The following is a 15,438-nucleotide window of genomic DNA, read 5'->3' as shown; positions in this document are numbered from 1 at the left end:
CGACCAGGTTCGTCGCCCTCGCCTCCACCGACCAGTGTCAGAGATGACAACGGCCGCAAAACTTGTGACATGCTGGCGGCCATGGACGTCAACCGGGTCGCGGTGGTGCTCGCCGACCGCGTTTCGCCGTTCGAGCTGGGTGTCGCGTGCGAGGTCTTCGGCACCGACCGCAGCGCTGACGGCATCGAAGGCTGGGACTTCGCCGTCTGCTCGCCGGGCGGGACGGCGGTCGAGAGCTGGTCCGGCTTCGGGCTCTCCGGCCTGCGGGACCTGGACTTCGCGGCGTCGGCAGACCTGCTGATCGTGCCGACATGCGCGCCCCGGACGGCGCCGCCGCCGTCGCCGGTGCTGGACGTCCTCCGCGACGCCGCCGGGCGCGGGGCGTGGGTGGCGGGGTTCTGCGCGGGCGTGTTTTCCCTGGGCTACGCGGGTCTTCTCGACGGCCGCCGCTGCACGGTCCACTGGGTGTACGAGGCCGAGTTCCGCGACCGCTTTCCGGCGGCCCAGGTGGATCCGCAGGCGCTGTACGCCGACGACGGCGGCATCCTGACCAGCGCGGGCACGGTCGCGGCGGTCGACCTCTGCCTGCACCTGGTGCGCCGGCTGCGCGGCGTCGCGGCGGCCACGACCCTGGCCCGGCGGATGGTGGCGGCGCCGCACCGCGCGGGCGGCCAGGCCCAGTTCGTCCAGGCCCCGGTCCCGGCCACGGCGGCGGCCGGCGACGCGGTCGTCGCGGAGGCCCTGGAGTGGGTGGAGCGACGCCTCGACCGGCCGTTCACGGTGGCGGAGCTGGCCCGGCGCAGCGGCTTGGGCGAGCGGACGTTCCTGCGGCGCTTCTCAGCGGCGACAGGGACCACGCCGCACCGGTGGCTGACCGAGCGGCGGCTGGACCGCGCCCAGGCCCTGCTGGAGGCGGGCAGGCTGTCGGTGGAGGACATCGCGGTGGCCTGCGGGTACGCCTCGGCGGCGGCTCTGCGGCACCAGTTCGGCCGGCTGCGCGGCACGAGCCCGTCCTCCTACCGGGCGGCCTTCCGCGGCTGAACCGATGGCCGGCCCCGCGCACACGAAACCGGCCGCCGCACCGAAGTGCGACGGCCGGTCCGCGAAAGCAAGGGTCAGTCGTGCGACGGGCCCGTGTGGTACTCGAACACCAGCCCGCCGATCGTGATGAGCAGCGCGACCAGCGCGATGACCAGCAGCCAGATGTGGAAGAACGCCAGCGCCACGGCGGCCAGCGCCGCGGTGGCCGCCATGCCGATCGGCCAGTAGCTGCCCGGGCTGAAGAAGCCCATCTCGCCGGCGCCGTCGCTGATCTCGGCGTCCTCGCGGTCCTCCGGACGCGGCTCGATGCGGCGGGCGACGAACTGCATGTAGCTGCCCGCGAGGAACGCCAGACCGCCGGTCAGGACCAGCGCGACGATGCCCACCGGCTCGGGCCTGCCTCCGAAGCGGGGGTCCAGCACGGCCCACACCCAGTACACGCCCGCCATGAACACGGCGAAGATCGCCACGATGAAGAAGATGCGCGCTTCGACCTTCATGGGTCTTCTTCCTACTCCTTGTGCGGCTGAGCCGTCAGTTGGACGCGGTCCGCGCCGTGCGGTCGGTGTTGAACGGCTGGGTGGTCACCGCGTGCGGGGTGCACAGCTCGCCGCAGTTCATCTTCGCCAGCGCCTCGGCGGCGGTGTAGGCCTGGCCCGTCGCCGGGTTCACCTGCGAACGCCACTGGATGTACTGGTCGAACTTGTCCGGCGACAGCGCCCGCACCTCGAAGTTCATCACCGAGTGGTAGGTGCCGCACAGCTCCGCGCACCGGCCGACGAAGGAGCCTTCGCGGTCGATCTTGTTCTGGAAGGAGCTGTCCTGGTTGTTCTTGTCCGGGTTCGGGAAGACGTCCCGCTTGAAGTGGAACTCCGGCACCCAGAACGAGTGGATGACGTCGGTGGAGACCAGGTCGTACTGGATGGTCTTGCCGACCGGGAGCACCAGCAGCGGGATCTCGCCGGACGAGCCGACGGTGCTGATCTCCTGGCCGTCGGGGCGCTTGACCGGCACCGGCCGGTTCTGCGCGTCACGCTTGCCGGCGTCCTCGTACTTGAACTCCCAGTTCCACTGGAAGGCGACGACCTGGACCTTGACGTCCGGGTTGTCGACCTTCTTGAGGACGTCGTCCTCGGTCGTCGCGGTGAAGTAGAACAGGACGCAGACCATGATCGTCGGGAGGACGACCGTGAACAGCTCGAGCGGGATGTTGTACTGGAACTGCCGGGGCAGCTCCTCCGGCTCGCCGTCGGTGGTCTTCTTCTTGCGGTGGAACGTCGCGGTCCAGAAGATCAGGCCCCACACGATGACGCCGACGACCAGCGCGGCCACCACGGTCCATGTCCACAGCGTGCGCATCTCGTTCGCCTGCTCGGTGACCCCGACGGGCCAGCCGAACCGCAGGATCTCGTCGCCGGAGCAGCCCGTCGCGGTCAGCGCGACCAGCACGGCCAGCGCGGCTACGCGCACGGTCCGCTTCCCCAGGGTGCGCTCGGGTTGTCCCACTGCGCCTCGCCCTTTCACCCAGAGCCTCCTACGACCGATCTTTGTGACAGCCGGACTCTAGCCGAGTTGACCCATCCTGCTGACTAAGGGGTAACCGTCGACGCGCGTGTTACTCGCCACGGCGTGCCCGGCATACTGGGGCCTTCCCAGCCCGATGACGCCCTGAAGGTGTGTGAGTACCCGTGTGCGGCCTGCTTGGACTGATCTGCGCGACCGAGACCGGCGCGGCGAACGCGCGTGAAGCCGTCGGCGCGGCCATGCGCTGCCAGCGCCACCGCGGCCCCGACGAGCAGGACACCTGGGCCGACGCCGAAGTCGTCTACGGCTTCAACCGCCTCGCCTTCATCGACGTCGAGCACGCCCACCAGCCGCTGGTCTGGGGGCCGCCGGAGGCGCCGGGCCGGTACACGATGAACTTCAACGGCGAGATCTACAACTACCTGGAACTGCGCGCGGAGCTGGCCGAGAAGCACGGCGCGAAGTTCGAGACCGAGGGCGACGGCGAGGCCATCGTCGCCGGCTTCCACTACCTGGGCGCCGAGTGGGTCGAGCGGCTGCGCGGGATGTTCGCCTTCATGATCTGGGACTCGCAGGAGAAGCGGGTCTTCGGCGCGCGCGACCCGTTCGGCATCAAGCCGCTCTTCTACTCGGCCGGCCCCGGCGGGGTGGCGTTCTCCAGCGAGAAGAAGAGCCTGCTGGAGCTGTCGGACGTCCTCGGCGTCGCGCAGGAGCTGGACCGCAAGGCCTTGCAGCACTACCTCGTGCTGCAGTACGTGCCCGAGCCCGAGTCGCTGCACACCGCCATCCGGCGCGTCGAGTCCGGCACGTCGTTCGAGGTCGTGCCCGGCGGTGAGGTGAAGTTCACCCGCTACTTCCACCCGCGGTTCGCGGCGAAGCCGGTCAACAGCCAGGCCGAGGCCGAGGAGCTGTACCAGCGCATCGCCGACGTGATGCGCGACTCGGTGGGCAAGCACATGATCTCCGACCCGGACGTCACCGTCGGCGCCTTCCTGTCCGGCGGCATCGACTCCACGGCCACCTGCACCCTGGCCAAGGAGCACAACCCGAACCTGATCGCGTTCACCACCGGCTTCGAGCGCGAGGGCTACTCCGAGGTCGACGTCGCCGCCGAGTCGGCCGCGGCGATCGGCGTCAAGCACGTCGTCCGCACGGTGTCGGCGGACGAGATGATGGAGGCGCTGCCGCTCATCGTCTGGTACCTCGACGACCCGGTGGCCGACCCGGCGCTGGTCCCGCTGTGGTTCATCGCCCGCGAAGCCCGCAAGCACGTCAAGGCCGTGCTGTCCGGCGAGGGCGCCGACGAGCTGTTCTGCGGCTACACGATCTACAACGAGCCGATCTCGCTGGCGCCGTTCGAGAAGATCCCCGGTGGCATGCGCAAGCTGATCGGCAAGGTCTCCACGAAGATCCCCGAGGGCACCCGCGGCAAGGACCTGCTGCGCCGCGGCGCGCTGTCGCTGGAGGACCGCTACTACGGCAACGCCCGCAACTTCCGCGACGAACAGCTGCGCGCGGTGTTCAAGGACTACCAGGAGGGCGTGGGCTTCAAGGACGTCACCGCGCCCTGGTACGACATTTCCCGGGGCTGGGACCCGGTGGCCCGGATGCAGCACGTCGACCTCTTCACCTGGCTGCGCGGCGACATCCTGGTCAAGGCCGACAAGGTGACCATGGCGAACTCGCTCGAGCTGCGGGTGCCGTTCCTCGACCCCGAGGTGTTCAAGGTCGCGGCGAGCATCCCGCTGGACCAGAAGCTCGCGCACGGCACCACGAAGTACGCGCTGCGCCAGGCCCTGGCGAAGATCATCCCGGCGCACGTGCTGAACCGGCGCAAGCTCGGCTTCCCGGTGCCGATCCGGCTGTGGCTGCGCAACGAGATGTACGACTGGGCGCGCGGCATCATCAACGACTCGAAGACCGACGAGCTGCTGGACAAGAAGGCCGTGCTCGCGCTGCTGGACGAGCACAAGCAGGGCCAGCTGGACCGCAGCCGCCAGCTGTGGGCGCTGCTGGTGTTCATGCTGTGGCACGGCATCTTCGTCGAGCACCGCATCAAGCCCGAGATCCCGGAGCCGGTGTACCCGGTCAAGCTCTGACCCCACCCGGCCGAAAAGCCGTGAAGGCCTCCTTACCGGCCATAAGAGCCGGTAAGGAGGCCTTCACGGCCTTCCGGGGTCAGGCGGCGGGCAGGACCGCCGAGATCTCCTCCGCCGCGTCCGGGCCGAAGGCTTCGCCGATGCGGGCGAGGGCGTCGGCGCGGTCGAACGTCCACTCCTGCGTGCCGACCGTCTCCAGCACCAGCACCGCGATCAGCGAGCCGAGCTGGGCGGCGCGCTCGACGCCGAGGCCGCCGTCGAGGCCGGCCAGGAAGCCCGCGCGGAAGCCGTCGCCGACGCCGGTCGGGTCGGCCTTCGCGCGCTCGGGGACCGCGCCGATCTGCAGGGCGACGCCGTCGGCGCCGACGATCTCGACGCCCTTCTCCCCCAGCGTCGTGATCCGCATGCCGACCTGGCCGAGGACGTCGGCCTCGGTCCAGCCGGTCTTCTGGAGCAGCAGCTCCCACTCGTAGTCGTTGCTGAACAGGTACTTCGCGCCGGCGACGAAGTCGCGCGCCTGCTCACCCGTCATCCGGGCCAGCTGCTGCGACGGGTCGACCGCGAAGGCGTACCCGCGCTGGCGACACTCCTCGGCGTGGCGGACCATGCCCTCGGGGTCGTCCGGGCTGATCAGCACCAGGCTCAGCGCGCCGGCGCGCTCGGCGATCGGCTGCAGCTCGATGTTGCGGGACTCGGCCATCGCGCCGGCGTAGAACGTCGCGATCTGGCAGAGGTCCTCGTCGGTCGTGCACACGAACCGCGCGGTGTGCGCGACCTCGGAGACGTGCACCCCGGACGTGTCGACGCCGTGGCGCTCCAGCCAGGAGCGGTAGTCGGCGAAGTCGGCACCCACGGCACCCACGAGCACCGGCTGGACGCCGAGCACGCCGAGGCCGAACGCGATGTTCGCGCCGATGCCGCCGCGCCGGACCACCAGGTCGTCGGCGAGGAAGCTCAGCGAGACCCGGTGCAGCTGCTCGGCGACCAGCTGCTCGGCGAACCTGCCCGGGAAATGCATGAGGTGGTCGGTCGCGATACTGCCGGACACCGCGATCCTGGCCCTGTCTGCCACCGGCTGCTCCTTCGTGTTCGGCCTCACGGCGAAAGGCGCGAAGTCACCCCCGGGTCATGCCCCATCCGGGTAGTTCGCGCGTACCACCCGACACTACCGGCTGGTACTCCTTCTCCAGTCGAACCGCGATCAATAGCGTTACGGCCGTGAACGCCGTCACCGAACCCGAAACCCTGTCCGAGCTGATCGCCGACTGCGCGCTCATCCCGGCAACGTTGCAGGCCGAGAGCCTGGAGCTGCCCCGTGTCACGGCCAAGCCGTGGCAAGTCGACGATGCCTGCCACGCCCAGGTGGCCGAGCTCGACGCCTACGTCTGAGAAGTTCCGCAGCACACGAGAAGGCCCCGCCTCCATGCCGGAGAGCGGGGCCTTCTCGGGTGCTGCTGTGGCCTCGTGTGCTGCCGTGGCTCAGTGGAACGAGTCGCCGCAGGCGCAGGAGCCGGTGGCGTTCGGGTTGTCGATCGTGAAGCCCTGCTTCTCGATCGTGTCCACGAAGTCGATGACGGCTTCCGACACGTACGGCGCGCTCATCCGGTCCACGGCGACCTTGAGGCCGTCGAAGTCGCGGAACAGGTCGCCGTCGAGCGTGCGCTCGTCGAAGAACAGCTGGTAGCGCAGGCCCGCGCAGCCACCGGGCTGGACGGCGATGCGCAGGTGCATGTCGTCGCGGCCCTCCTGCTCGAGCAGGGCCTTCGCCTTGGCGGCCGCGGCGTCGGTCAACGTGACGCCGTGGGTCTCCTCGGCGGTCTCGGCCTGCGTCGCGCCGGCGTGCTCAGCGGTCGTCATGGCACTCCCTCTAAGTTCGAACTCGCTACGGACACTCCTGGTGCTGACGTGTTCAACACCCGGGACGTCCGATCTGTTCCCCCACCATCGTCGCACATGCATCGACCTGGTGAACGGCGGCGTGACGCCTGCAATACCCTGGTGAGGTGAGGTTCCTGCGCCGAAGCACCACAGACACCGCCGCCGAAGAGCCGGAGACGACGGAAGCCGTCGACGTCGCCGGCAAGGCGTACACGCCCGGTAAGGGCAAGGCTACGCCGAAGCGCCGCGACGCGGAGGCGAAGCGGCGGGGGCCGGTGGCGCCGCCGCCCACCACCATGCGTGAGGCGATGAAGCGCAACAAGGAACTGCGCAAGGCCAACCCGCAGACGAAGGAAGAGCGCCGGGCCGCGACGAAGGCCCGCCGCGACGCCATGATGCGGGGCGACGACAGCGTCCTGCCGGCGCGCGACCGCGGACCGGTCAAGGCGTACGTCCGCGACCTGGTCGACAGCCGGCGCAACCTGCTCGGCCTGTTCATGCCGCTGGCGATCGTGGTCTTCTTGACGCTGCTGGTGCCGCTGCCGCAGGTGCAGTCGTACGTCACGCTGCTGTGCACGGCGATGCTGCTGGTGATGGGCATCGAGGGGTTCGTGAACGGCCGCAAGATCGTGAAGCTGGTGCGGGCGAAGTTCCCGAAGGAGACGGTGAGCGGCCGGACGATCGGCATGTACGCGTTCGTCCGGGCCTCCCAGATCCGGCCGCTGCGGGTGCCGAAGCCGCGGCTGAGGCCGGGCGACCCGATCCCGAACTGAGCGGTTTCCGAGAAGCCGGATGTCCTGAACGAGTCGTTCGGGACGCCCGAGGTCCTGAACGAGTCGTTCAGGACGTCCGGACCGGTCGTTAGCAAAGTAAACGATTACCGCCTAGGGTGGCGGCATGGAGTTTCGTCGTCTCGGCCGCAGCGGCCTCAACGTCAGTGAGATCTCGTACGGGAACTGGCTCACCCACGGTTCCCAGGTCGAGGAGGACCAGGCCCACGCCTGCATCAAGGCGGCGCTGGACGCCGGGATCACCACCTTCGACACCGCCGACGCCTACGCCAACACCGCCGCCGAGTCGGTGCTCGGGCGCGGGCTGAAGGGGCAGCGGCGCGAAAGCCTCGAGATCTTCACCAAGGTCTACTGGCCCACCGGCCCCAAGGGCCCCAACGACAAGGGCCTCTCGCGCAAGCACATCATCGAGTCCGCGAACGCGTCCCTGACGCGGCTCGGCACCGACTACCTCGACCTCTACCAGGCGCACCGGTTCGACCGGACCGTGCCGCTGGAAGAGACCATGCTCGCCTTCGCCGACCTCGTGCGGCAGGGCAAGGTGCTCTACGTCGGCGTCTCCGAGTGGACCGCCGAGCAGATCACGCGGGGCGCGGCGCTGGCCCGCGAGCTGCGGGTCCCGCTCGTGTCGAACCAGCCGCAGTACAACATGCTCTGGCGCGTCATCGAAGACCAGGTCATCCCGGCCTCCGAGCGCGAGGGGCTGAGCCAGATCGTCTGGTCGCCGATCGCGCAGGGCGTGCTCACCGGGAAGTACAAGCCGGGCCAGTCCTACCCCGCCGGTTCGCGGGCCACCGACGAGAAGGGCGGGGCGAACATGGTCGCCCGCTTCCTCGACGAGAACGTCCTCAAGCGCGTCGCCGAGCTCGAACCCCTCGCCAAGGAGGCAGGCCTGTCCATGGCCCAGCTCGCCGTCGCCTGGGTGCTGCAGAACCCGAACGTCGCGTCCGCGATCATCGGCGCCTCGCGGCCCGAGCAGGTGCACGACAACGTCAAGGCCGTCGGCAAGAAGCTCGACGCCGACCTGCTGACCGCCATCGACGACGTCCTCGGCGACGTCGTCGAGCGCGACCCCAGCCTGACCAAGAGCCCCTAGTCCCGGTCGATCCGCCCCTGGAACGGCACCCCGAGGCCGAACGCGTCCTCGGGGGCCATCCGGGGTTCCACGCCGAAGCCGCGCAGGAGACGGCTCGCCCCGGCCAGCCGGTCGCCGCCGCGGCCGGGCACGCGCGACGGCGCCAGGCCGTGCGAGACGAGCAGGGTTTCGACGTCCTCGATCAGCCGGTACGGGTCGTACCCGCCCACGGACCTCGGTCTTCCTCCCGGCTCACCCACGGACCCAGGTCTTCCCGGTGATCCGCTCGTAGACCTCGGTGTAGCGCTGCCGCGTCTGCTCGACGATTTCCGCCGGGATCTCCGGCCCGGGCGGGGTCTGGTCCCAGCCCGTCGAACGCGACCAGTCGCGCACGAACTGCTTGTCGAACGCGTGCTGCGGACGGCCCGGCTCCCACTCGTCGGCCGGCCAGAACCGCGACGAATCCGACGTCAGGACCTCGTCGCCGAGGGTCAGCGTGCCGTCGGCGGCGAAGCCGAACTCCAGCTTGGTGTCGGCGATGATGACGCCCCGCTCCGCCGCGTGCTCCGCGCCCTTCGTGTAGATCTCGAGCGTGAGCTCGCGAAGCCGTTTCGCGGTGTCCTCGCCGATCTCGTTCAGCACCTCGTCGAAGGTCATGAACTCGTCGTGGCCGGTGTCGGAGATCTTCGTCGTGGGCGTGAAGATCGGCTCCGGCAGCTTGTCGCCCTCGACCAGACCCGGCGGCAGCGCGACGCCCGAGATCTTGCCGTCGCGCTGGTACTCCCGCAGGCCGAGGCCGGCGAGGTAGCCGCGCGCGATGCACTCGACCTGGACCATCTTCAGCGGCTTGCAGCGCATCGCGCGCCCGGCGAACTCCTCCGGCACGTCGGTGGTCGACACGACGTGGTTCGGGACGACGTCGCGCATCCGCTCGAACCACCACGCGGACAGCTGGTTGAGCAGCTTGCCCTTGTCCGGGATCGGCGTCGGCAGCGAGACGTCGTAGACCGAGACCCGGTCGGACGCGACCAGCAGGATGTCCCCGCCGTCGAGCTCGTACAGGTCGCGGACCTTGCCCGCGTGGATGTGCTTCATTCGCCGTCCTCAGTCGTGTACTCGTAGAAAACCCAGTGGTCGGGCAAGGCGGCGGACTCACCGTACTCGACGACCGTCCCGTCGGCCGCCAGGAAGGTGCTCCGGCCGAGCAGCACCGGCGATCCCGCCGGCAGCCCCAGCTCGGCCGCCTCCTCCTCGCCCGCGCGGCCCGCCGCGTGCCGTTCCTGCGTGGTCGCGATCTTCGTGCCGAGCCGCGCGGCCGCGTGGGCCGCGGTGCCCTCGACAATCCGCTCCGGCACCAGCAGCGCCGGCGCCTTGGCCGACAGCGCGCCGTCGAACCACGACGTCGACGTCGACAGCGGCCGCGAGTCGGGGCCGTAGGTGGTACGACGGCGGCGGATCACCGCGGCGCCCTCCTCCAGGCCGAGTGCGGCCGCGGCGCGTTCGGGCGCCGGCTCGAGGCCGGCCGACCGGATCACGGCGTAGTGGCCGGGCGGGTAGATCCGGCCCGTCCGGGCCGTGGCCGCGGTGCGGTCGCGGGCCGTGCGGTGCAGGCCGCCGCGATCGACGACCGTGCCGACACCGCGCACCGGGCGCACGAGGCCCTGCGAGCGGAGCGTGGCCAGCACCTTGGTGGCCGTGGCCATCGCGACGGCCCAGGTCCGGGCGATTTCGCGGGCGGACGGCACCGAGTCGCCCTCCTGCAGCCGGCCGGACAGGATGTCGTCACGGATTCGGCCCGCGATCTGCAGGTACGGCGGCTCAGGGCGGTCGAGGGTGGGCAAGGCGGCTCCTCACAGGGACAACACGCACAAGTGTTCTAGCACGCCGGGGGGTGACACACAAAGGCCTGTTCAGAACCACCCAGGTGTACTAGTACACGCACTGGACCGTGCTCTAGTGCACAAGTTACCCTCGAAAGTGTGTCCCCGCCCACAGCGCACTCCGGTTCCAGCGGCCAGGGCCTCGAGGAACTCCTCGAGGAGCTCCGGCGCCGCAAGTGGGTGCTGCACCTGTTCGGCGGCCGCGAGGCGCCGGAGATCTACGCGGCGGTGCACCGGTGGCCGACCTGCGCGGACGTCATCATCCTCCGCGACGAGCACCGGGCCAGCGCCTACCGGGTCCCGACCTTCCCGGGCACGGACGTGTTCAGCCCGCGGGTGGTCACCTGGCAGTACCACGCCACCCCGGTCTGGACGCTGCGGGCGGTGCTCACCCTGGCGGAGCCCGGCACCCCGGGCGCGCCGCTGCAGGCACTCCGGCCACAGCCGGACTGCCACATCCCGCTCGAGCTGCGGCAGGACGTCACCATCCGGCCGACGAGCGCCGCACCCGAACCGGACCGGGAGGGAGACGACGGCGGCCCGCCCGCGTGCGCCTAGCAAGTGGTCCCGAGGTTCCGGCAGGCAGGAGAACCGCTCCAGGCACGACGAAACGTCCGCCCCCACGAAGCCTTCGCACTCGGCCTTCCCGTAAGGCCACCAGCTGCGGTCCCGCCCGGAAGCCCTGAGGCGTCTGGACGTGGATCGCGCCGGGCACCCGGCCGCCCGGGTGCCCGGCATCCACCCCGAAGACGTCGTCCGCGGCCAGGCCCGGCACAGCCCCCCGTCCTCGCGTGCCCGGGCCACCACCGCACCGATCAGCTCGGGGTGGACCAGCGGCCGGGCCGCACCGTGCGGCAGCACGGCGTCGACCCGGCCGCCTTCGGCTTTTCAGCTCCGAGCCGCGAGACCACCCCTCACCCCTGCCCGGTAAGTTGGCCGCACCGTTGCCGTGGAGCAGGAAGGGCCTGGTGTGGAGCCGGAAAGCATCGAGTTCCCCGAGATCACCCCGCCCGACGACCACGCCCGGTCCGCCGCCATCGCGCTGCACGGCAAGCTCGTCAAGCCCGCCGGTTCGCTCGGGCGGCTCGAAGAGCTGGGCGTCTGGATCGCCGCCTGCCAGGGGCAGTCGCCGCCGCGGCCGTTCACCCGGCCGCGCGTCGTCGTCTTCGCCGGGGACCACGGCATCGCCGCGAAGGGCGTCTCCGCCTACCCCGCAGAGGTCACCGCGCAGCTGCTGGGCACCATGCTCACCGGCGGAGCCGCGATCAACGTCCTGGCCGCCGCCGCGGGCGCGAGCGTGCGCGTCGTCGACCTGGCCGTCGACACCGAAGCCCCCGCGACCCGCTCGATCGGCGAGTTCAAGGTCCGCCGCGGCTCCGGCTCCATCGACGTCGAAGACGCCCTGAGCGCCGACGAGGTGAAGAAGGCGATCCGCGCCGGGATCGCGATCGCCGACGCCGAGGTCGACGGCGGCGCGGACCTGCTCATCCCCGGCGACCTCGGGATCGGCAACAGCACGCCGGCGTCGGTGCTGGTGGCGGCGCTGACCGGCAGCGAGCCGGTCGCCGTCGTCGGGCGGGGTTCCGGCATCGACGACGACGCGTGGATGCGCAAGGCCACCGCGGTGCGTGACGCGCTGCGCCGGGCCCGTGCGGTGCTGGCCGACCCCGTCGACCTGCTGCGCACCACGGCCGGCGCGGACATCGCGGCGATGGCCGGGTTCCTCGCCCAGGCCGCGGCCCGCCGGACGCCGGTGGTGCTGGACGGCCTGGTCGCCTGCGCCGCGGCGCTCGTCGCCGAGGACCTCGCCCCGGGCGCGCGCCGCTGGTGGGTCGCGGGCCAGCGGACGGCCGAACCCGCCCACGCCCTGGCGCTGGAGCACCTCGACCTCGGTCCGCTGCTGGAACTGGACGTCCGCCTGGGCGAAGGCACCGGCGCGGTGACGGCGTTGCCGCTGCTGATGATGGCCGCCCGCGTCCTCGCCGAGACGGCCACCCACGAGCAGGCCGGCGTCTCCGGCCCGCTGATCACCGCATCCGCCTCCTGAGCGCAAAGCCGTGAAGGCCTCCTTACCGCCTCTTAGAGCCGGTAAGGAGGCCTTCACGGACTTCCGGAGACGCTCAGCCGAGCTTGACCATCCAGTGGTCGGCGTCCGGGCGGGTGCCCTCCTGGATGCCCGTCAGCTCTTCGCGCAGCTTCATGGTGAGGGTGCCGGGCTGCCCGTCGGCGATCGTGAACTCCCCGTTGGCGTGCTTGACGTGCCCGACCGGCGTGATCACCGCCGCGGTCCCGCACGCGAACGTCTCGGTCAGCTCGCCGGAGGCCGACGCCTTCTCCCACTCGTCGGTGGAGATGCGGCGCTCCTCGACCTTGTACCCGAGCCGCGAAGCCAGCTGCAGCAGCGACTTGCGGGTGACGCCGGGCAGCAGCGACCCCGTCAGCTCCGGGGTCACCAGCCGGGCGTTCTCACCGGAGCCGAAGACGAAGAACAGGTTCATCCCGCCCATCTCCTCGACCCAGCGCCGCTCCACCGCGTCGAGCCAGACCACCTGGTCGCAGCCCTTCTCGACGGCCTGCGCCTGCGCCACGAACGACGCCGCGTAGTTGCCGGCGCACTTGGCCGCGCCGGTGCCGCCGGGTGCCGCGCGGACGTACTCCGTGGACAGCCAGACGCTGACCGGCTTGACCCCGCCCGAGAAGTACGAGCCGGCCGGGGACGCGATGACCGTGTACACGTAGTCGGCGGCCGGGCTGTTGACGCCGAGGCCGGTGGACGTCGAGATCATGAACGGCCGCAGGTACAGCGAATCACCCTGCCGGGTGGGCACCCACCGGCCGTCGACGGCGATGAGCTCCCGCAGCGAGTCCACGAAGACGTCCTCGGGCAGCTGCGGCATGGCCAGGCGCTCGGCCGACTGGCGGAACCGCGCGGCGTTGGCGTCCGGGCGGAACGACGCGATCGAGCCGTCCGGCTGGCGGTAGGCCTTGAGGCCCTCGAAGATGGCCTGGCCGTAGTGCAGCACCGACGTCGCCGGGTCGAGGGTGAACGGGGCGTAGGGGCCGACCTGGGCGTCGTGCCAGCCTTCGGCTTTCGACCACTTGACGGTGACCATGTGGTCGGTGAAGTACACCCCGAACCCGGGGGCGGCGAGTACCTCCGCGACACGGTCCGCGCTCGCAGGACTCGGGTGCGGGACATGGGCGAACTGTGTCGTGGTCGTCATGGCTAGACGATACCGCTTGCTCGGACGCGCGTTAGTCGGATGTCCATCTGTTCTCGGGTTCCCCGCGCCCGCGGCGTCACGGCCTTAGTATGACGCCGTGACCTACCACTCCACTGAGCCGGTCCCCCGGCCCAAGAGCACCGGCGCCGACATCAAGACGTTCGTCACCGCGGTGTTGCTGACCTTCGGCGTCGGCCTGCTCGGCATGGTCGGCTGGGCCGTGCTGGACAGCGGCTTCGGCGGGTTCCTCGGCCTGGTCGGCGGCGTCTTCGGCGTCGTGTGGTGGCGGAAGGTCCACGGCAAGGCGTTCCCGAAGGTGATCCCGACGAAGTCGGTGGTCGTCCTCGCGGTCGTCAACGCCGTGCTGGCGCTGATCCTTCTCCTGACCGCGGGCTAGTTTTTCGCGGCGGTTTCTTGCGGCAGTTCCGGCGCCGGCCAGCCCGGGTCCGGGCAGAAGTCGGTGTCGGTGCCGTCGAACGGGTAGGCGCCGCGTTCGGCCAGCGCGCCGATCCGCTCGCCCTCCGCGCGCAGCCGGTCGAACTGCTCGAGCGTCAGGCGGCCGACCTCCAGGGCGGCCTCGGCCTCGTCCTCGTCGTCCCAGCGCCAGGTGCCGTCGCGCTCGACGACGACGTCGAGCACGCCGTCGATCCGGTCGACCGCGCCCGGCGTGCGGCCCAGCGGGATCTCCAGGTTGACGTACCAGTTCCTGAACCGGCCTTCGAGGTCGAAGAACCACCAGACCGAAGACCACTCGTCCTCGGGGATCCGGCGCAGCGTCGACGCGCCGTGCCAGGAGTCCGCGACCGGCACGCGCGGGATGCGGAACCGCTGTTCCAGGGGGGCGTCCCGCATCAGGCGGCCGTCGGCGAGCCTGCTGCCGACGATCGGCGTGCCCGCCGGGATCCAGGCGAGCAGGACACGGCCGTCGTCTTCGAGGACGCGCAGCGGGTGGACCTGGCCGATCGAGCCGTCGGGGCGGTGGAACCGTTCGACCACGGTCTCCCCCCGCCGCCAGCGTCGATCAGTCACGAGCCCCACTGTACCTGCGGGCGCGTACGCCCAGTAGCAGCTCGGTCACGGTGGCCAGCCCGGCGACGACGAGCACGGGCAGCACGGGCAGCACCGGCAGCAGGAACGCGGCCACCAGGGCGGCGATGCGGGCCACGACGCCGGGTACTCCAGTCCGTATCCGCACGTCACTGCCGGCGGCCAGGGCGGGGACGACGGTCCCGACCACCGCGACGGCCGTGAGCAGCGGCTGCAGGGCGTCCGCGTCGGCGGCCGACAGCAGGTCGCGCAGTGACGTGAGCGACAGGCCGAGCCGGACCGGGCCGAGCTGGTAGAGCGCGGCGAACGCCACCAGCACCGCGACCGCGCCGAGCACCAGCACGCGCCACCCCGCGTTCTCGCTTCGCCACGGGCGCAGGAACGGGAGGAAGACCACCGCGGCGACGAGCACCCCGGCGAAGTCCGGCGGCTGCAGGCCGCCGCCGACGGTCGCCACCGGCGGCACCGCCACACACACCGCGACCAGTCCGAGCCCGGCGGCGAGCAACAGTCCACACGCGACGCGTACGACGATCGTCGGGATCTTCAGCCCGGCGAACCCCACGCCGGTCACCACGACGACGAACGCCGCGGCGGCCGCCGCCCGGTAGTCCGGGAGGACGTACGCCCCGAACGCGATCGCGTAGACCGTCACCTCGGACAACCGCGCGACGGCGACGAAGACCCGGTCCACCAGGGAATCTCCCGGTTCCGGCACCCGCGCCGCCACGCCGGCGGCCACCGCCGCCAGCACCAGCCCGGCCAGCAGCCACCAGCCCGCGCCCGCCGCCCCGGCCGCCAGCGCGACCAGCAGCCCACCGCCCAGCCGCACGTGGCCCCCCCCTCTCCCTGTGTTCACCCGTGGTTCCGCCGTCATTA

18 protein-coding genes and 1 pseudogene are annotated in these 15,438 nt (G+C 71.0%); 8 read left to right on the top strand and 11 right to left on the bottom strand.

The window, feature by feature from the left end; all coding sequences use genetic code 11:
* Positions 1-81 precede the first annotated feature (81 nt).
* The gene (locus AB0G28_RS32690) at positions 82-1,041 is read left to right on the top strand and encodes a helix-turn-helix domain-containing protein (protein WP_361098009.1); all 960 of its coding nucleotides are present in this window, start codon (positions 82-84) and stop codon (positions 1,039-1,041) included.
* A gap of 74 nt (positions 1,042-1,115) precedes the next feature.
* On the opposite strand, the gene AB0G28_RS32685 is transcribed toward AB0G28_RS32690, so the two are convergent.
* Positions 1,116-1,541, bottom strand: a complete 426-nt coding sequence (locus AB0G28_RS32685) for a cytochrome c oxidase subunit 4 (protein ID WP_361097891.1) — start codon at positions 1,539-1,541, stop codon at positions 1,116-1,118.
* 34 nt (positions 1,542-1,575) lie between these two features.
* Positions 1,576-2,547: a cytochrome c oxidase subunit II gene (locus AB0G28_RS32680; protein WP_361097888.1), complete on the bottom strand. Its 972-nt coding sequence runs from the start codon at positions 2,545-2,547 to the stop codon at positions 1,576-1,578.
* A 182-nt stretch (positions 2,548-2,729) separates the two neighbouring features.
* Between AB0G28_RS32680 and asnB the strand changes: the two genes are divergently transcribed.
* Positions 2,730-4,664, top strand: a complete 1,935-nt coding sequence (gene asnB, locus AB0G28_RS32675) for an asparagine synthase (glutamine-hydrolyzing) (protein ID WP_361097885.1) — start codon at positions 2,730-2,732, stop codon at positions 4,662-4,664.
* A gap of 79 nt (positions 4,665-4,743) precedes the next feature.
* Here asnB and AB0G28_RS32670 read toward each other — a convergent pair whose 3' ends face one another.
* Positions 4,744-5,736, bottom strand: coding sequence for a carbohydrate kinase family protein (locus AB0G28_RS32670; protein WP_361097882.1), 993 nt, complete (start codon positions 5,734-5,736; stop codon positions 4,744-4,746).
* A 146-nt stretch (positions 5,737-5,882) separates the two neighbouring features.
* On the opposite strand from AB0G28_RS32670, the gene AB0G28_RS32665 reads away from it, so the two are divergent.
* Positions 5,883-6,053 carry a hypothetical protein gene (locus AB0G28_RS32665; protein ID WP_361097879.1) on the top strand — a complete coding sequence of 57 codons (171 nt, stop codon included), beginning with the start codon at positions 5,883-5,885 and terminating at the stop codon, positions 6,051-6,053.
* A 90-nt stretch (positions 6,054-6,143) separates the two neighbouring features.
* Here the strand turns inward: AB0G28_RS32665 and AB0G28_RS32660 are convergent, their stop codons facing one another.
* On the bottom strand, positions 6,144-6,521 hold the full coding sequence (locus AB0G28_RS32660; protein ID WP_361097876.1) for an iron-sulfur cluster assembly accessory protein: 378 nt from the start codon (positions 6,519-6,521) through the stop codon (positions 6,144-6,146).
* Between the two features lie 146 nt (positions 6,522-6,667).
* On the opposite strand from AB0G28_RS32660, the gene AB0G28_RS32655 reads away from it, so the two are divergent.
* Both AB0G28_RS32655 and AB0G28_RS32650 read left to right on the top strand, forming a co-directional pair.
* Positions 6,668-7,315: a DUF3043 domain-containing protein gene (locus AB0G28_RS32655; protein WP_361097873.1), complete on the top strand. Its 648-nt coding sequence runs from the start codon at positions 6,668-6,670 to the stop codon at positions 7,313-7,315.
* A gap of 124 nt (positions 7,316-7,439) precedes the next feature.
* Positions 7,440-8,429, top strand: a complete 990-nt coding sequence (locus AB0G28_RS32650) for an aldo/keto reductase family protein (protein WP_361097870.1) — start codon at positions 7,440-7,442, stop codon at positions 8,427-8,429.
* Here the strand turns inward: AB0G28_RS32650 and AB0G28_RS32645 are convergent.
* The 3 genes from AB0G28_RS32645 to AB0G28_RS32635 are packed head-to-tail and all read right to left on the bottom strand — an operon-like array spanning position 8,426 to position 10,249.
* Complete coding sequence (locus AB0G28_RS32645; protein ID WP_361097868.1) at positions 8,426-8,638, bottom strand: hypothetical protein; 213 nt, start codon at positions 8,636-8,638, stop codon at positions 8,426-8,428. The two genes, AB0G28_RS32650 and AB0G28_RS32645, sit on opposite strands and share 4 nt — an antisense overlap.
* Before the next feature lie 22 nt (positions 8,639-8,660).
* Entirely contained in the window at positions 8,661-9,503 is an 843-nt protein-coding gene (locus AB0G28_RS32640) for a phosphoribosylaminoimidazolesuccinocarboxamide synthase (protein WP_361097865.1), read from the bottom strand.
* Positions 9,500-10,249 carry a GntR family transcriptional regulator gene (locus tag AB0G28_RS32635; protein WP_361097862.1) on the bottom strand — a complete coding sequence of 250 codons (750 nt, stop codon included), beginning with the start codon at positions 10,247-10,249 and terminating at the stop codon, positions 9,500-9,502. Before AB0G28_RS32635 ends, AB0G28_RS32640 begins: the two co-directional genes overlap by 4 nt.
* A gap of 138 nt (positions 10,250-10,387) precedes the next feature.
* Between AB0G28_RS32635 and AB0G28_RS32630 the strand changes: the two genes are divergently transcribed.
* Positions 10,388-10,846: a hypothetical protein gene (locus tag AB0G28_RS32630; RefSeq protein ID WP_361097859.1), complete on the top strand. Its 459-nt coding sequence runs from the start codon at positions 10,388-10,390 to the stop codon at positions 10,844-10,846.
* A gap of 18 nt (positions 10,847-10,864) precedes the next feature.
* Here AB0G28_RS32630 and AB0G28_RS32625 read toward each other — a convergent pair.
* Positions 10,865-11,167, bottom strand: a pseudogene (locus AB0G28_RS32625) (2-C-methyl-D-erythritol 4-phosphate cytidylyltransferase); the annotation flags it as partial.
* A 91-nt stretch (positions 11,168-11,258) separates the two neighbouring features.
* Between AB0G28_RS32625 and cobT the strand changes: the two are divergent.
* A complete protein-coding gene (gene cobT / locus AB0G28_RS32620) occupies positions 11,259-12,335 on the top strand; it encodes a nicotinate-nucleotide--dimethylbenzimidazole phosphoribosyltransferase (RefSeq protein ID WP_361097856.1) in 1,077 nt (358 codons plus the stop codon).
* A gap of 73 nt (positions 12,336-12,408) precedes the next feature.
* Here the strand turns inward: cobT and AB0G28_RS32615 are convergent, their stop codons facing one another.
* Positions 12,409-13,512: a branched-chain amino acid aminotransferase gene (locus tag AB0G28_RS32615; RefSeq protein ID WP_361097853.1), complete on the bottom strand. Its 1,104-nt coding sequence runs from the start codon at positions 13,510-13,512 to the stop codon at positions 12,409-12,411.
* A 97-nt stretch (positions 13,513-13,609) separates the two neighbouring features.
* On the opposite strand from AB0G28_RS32615, the gene AB0G28_RS32610 reads away from it, so the two are divergent.
* Complete coding sequence (locus AB0G28_RS32610) at positions 13,610-13,909, top strand: hypothetical protein (RefSeq protein ID WP_361097850.1); 300 nt, start codon at positions 13,610-13,612, stop codon at positions 13,907-13,909.
* Here AB0G28_RS32610 and AB0G28_RS32605 read toward each other — a convergent pair.
* Entirely contained in the window at positions 13,906-14,541 is a 636-nt protein-coding gene (locus tag AB0G28_RS32605) for a DUF402 domain-containing protein (RefSeq protein WP_361097847.1), read from the bottom strand. The two genes, AB0G28_RS32610 and AB0G28_RS32605, sit on opposite strands and share 4 nt — an antisense overlap.
* A complete protein-coding gene (locus AB0G28_RS32600) occupies positions 14,534-15,391 on the bottom strand; it encodes a hypothetical protein (RefSeq protein ID WP_361097844.1) in 858 nt (285 codons plus the stop codon). The genes AB0G28_RS32605 and AB0G28_RS32600 overlap by 8 nt, the downstream gene beginning before the upstream one ends.
* Positions 15,392-15,438 lie beyond the last annotated feature (47 nt).

Source organism: Amycolatopsis sp. NPDC021455 (assembly GCF_040640995.1).
GTDB lineage: Bacteria > Actinomycetota > Actinomycetes > Mycobacteriales > Pseudonocardiaceae > Amycolatopsis.
The sequence above is the reverse complement of the archived record's forward strand: the minus strand, read 5'-3'. Positions and strand labels throughout refer to the sequence as shown.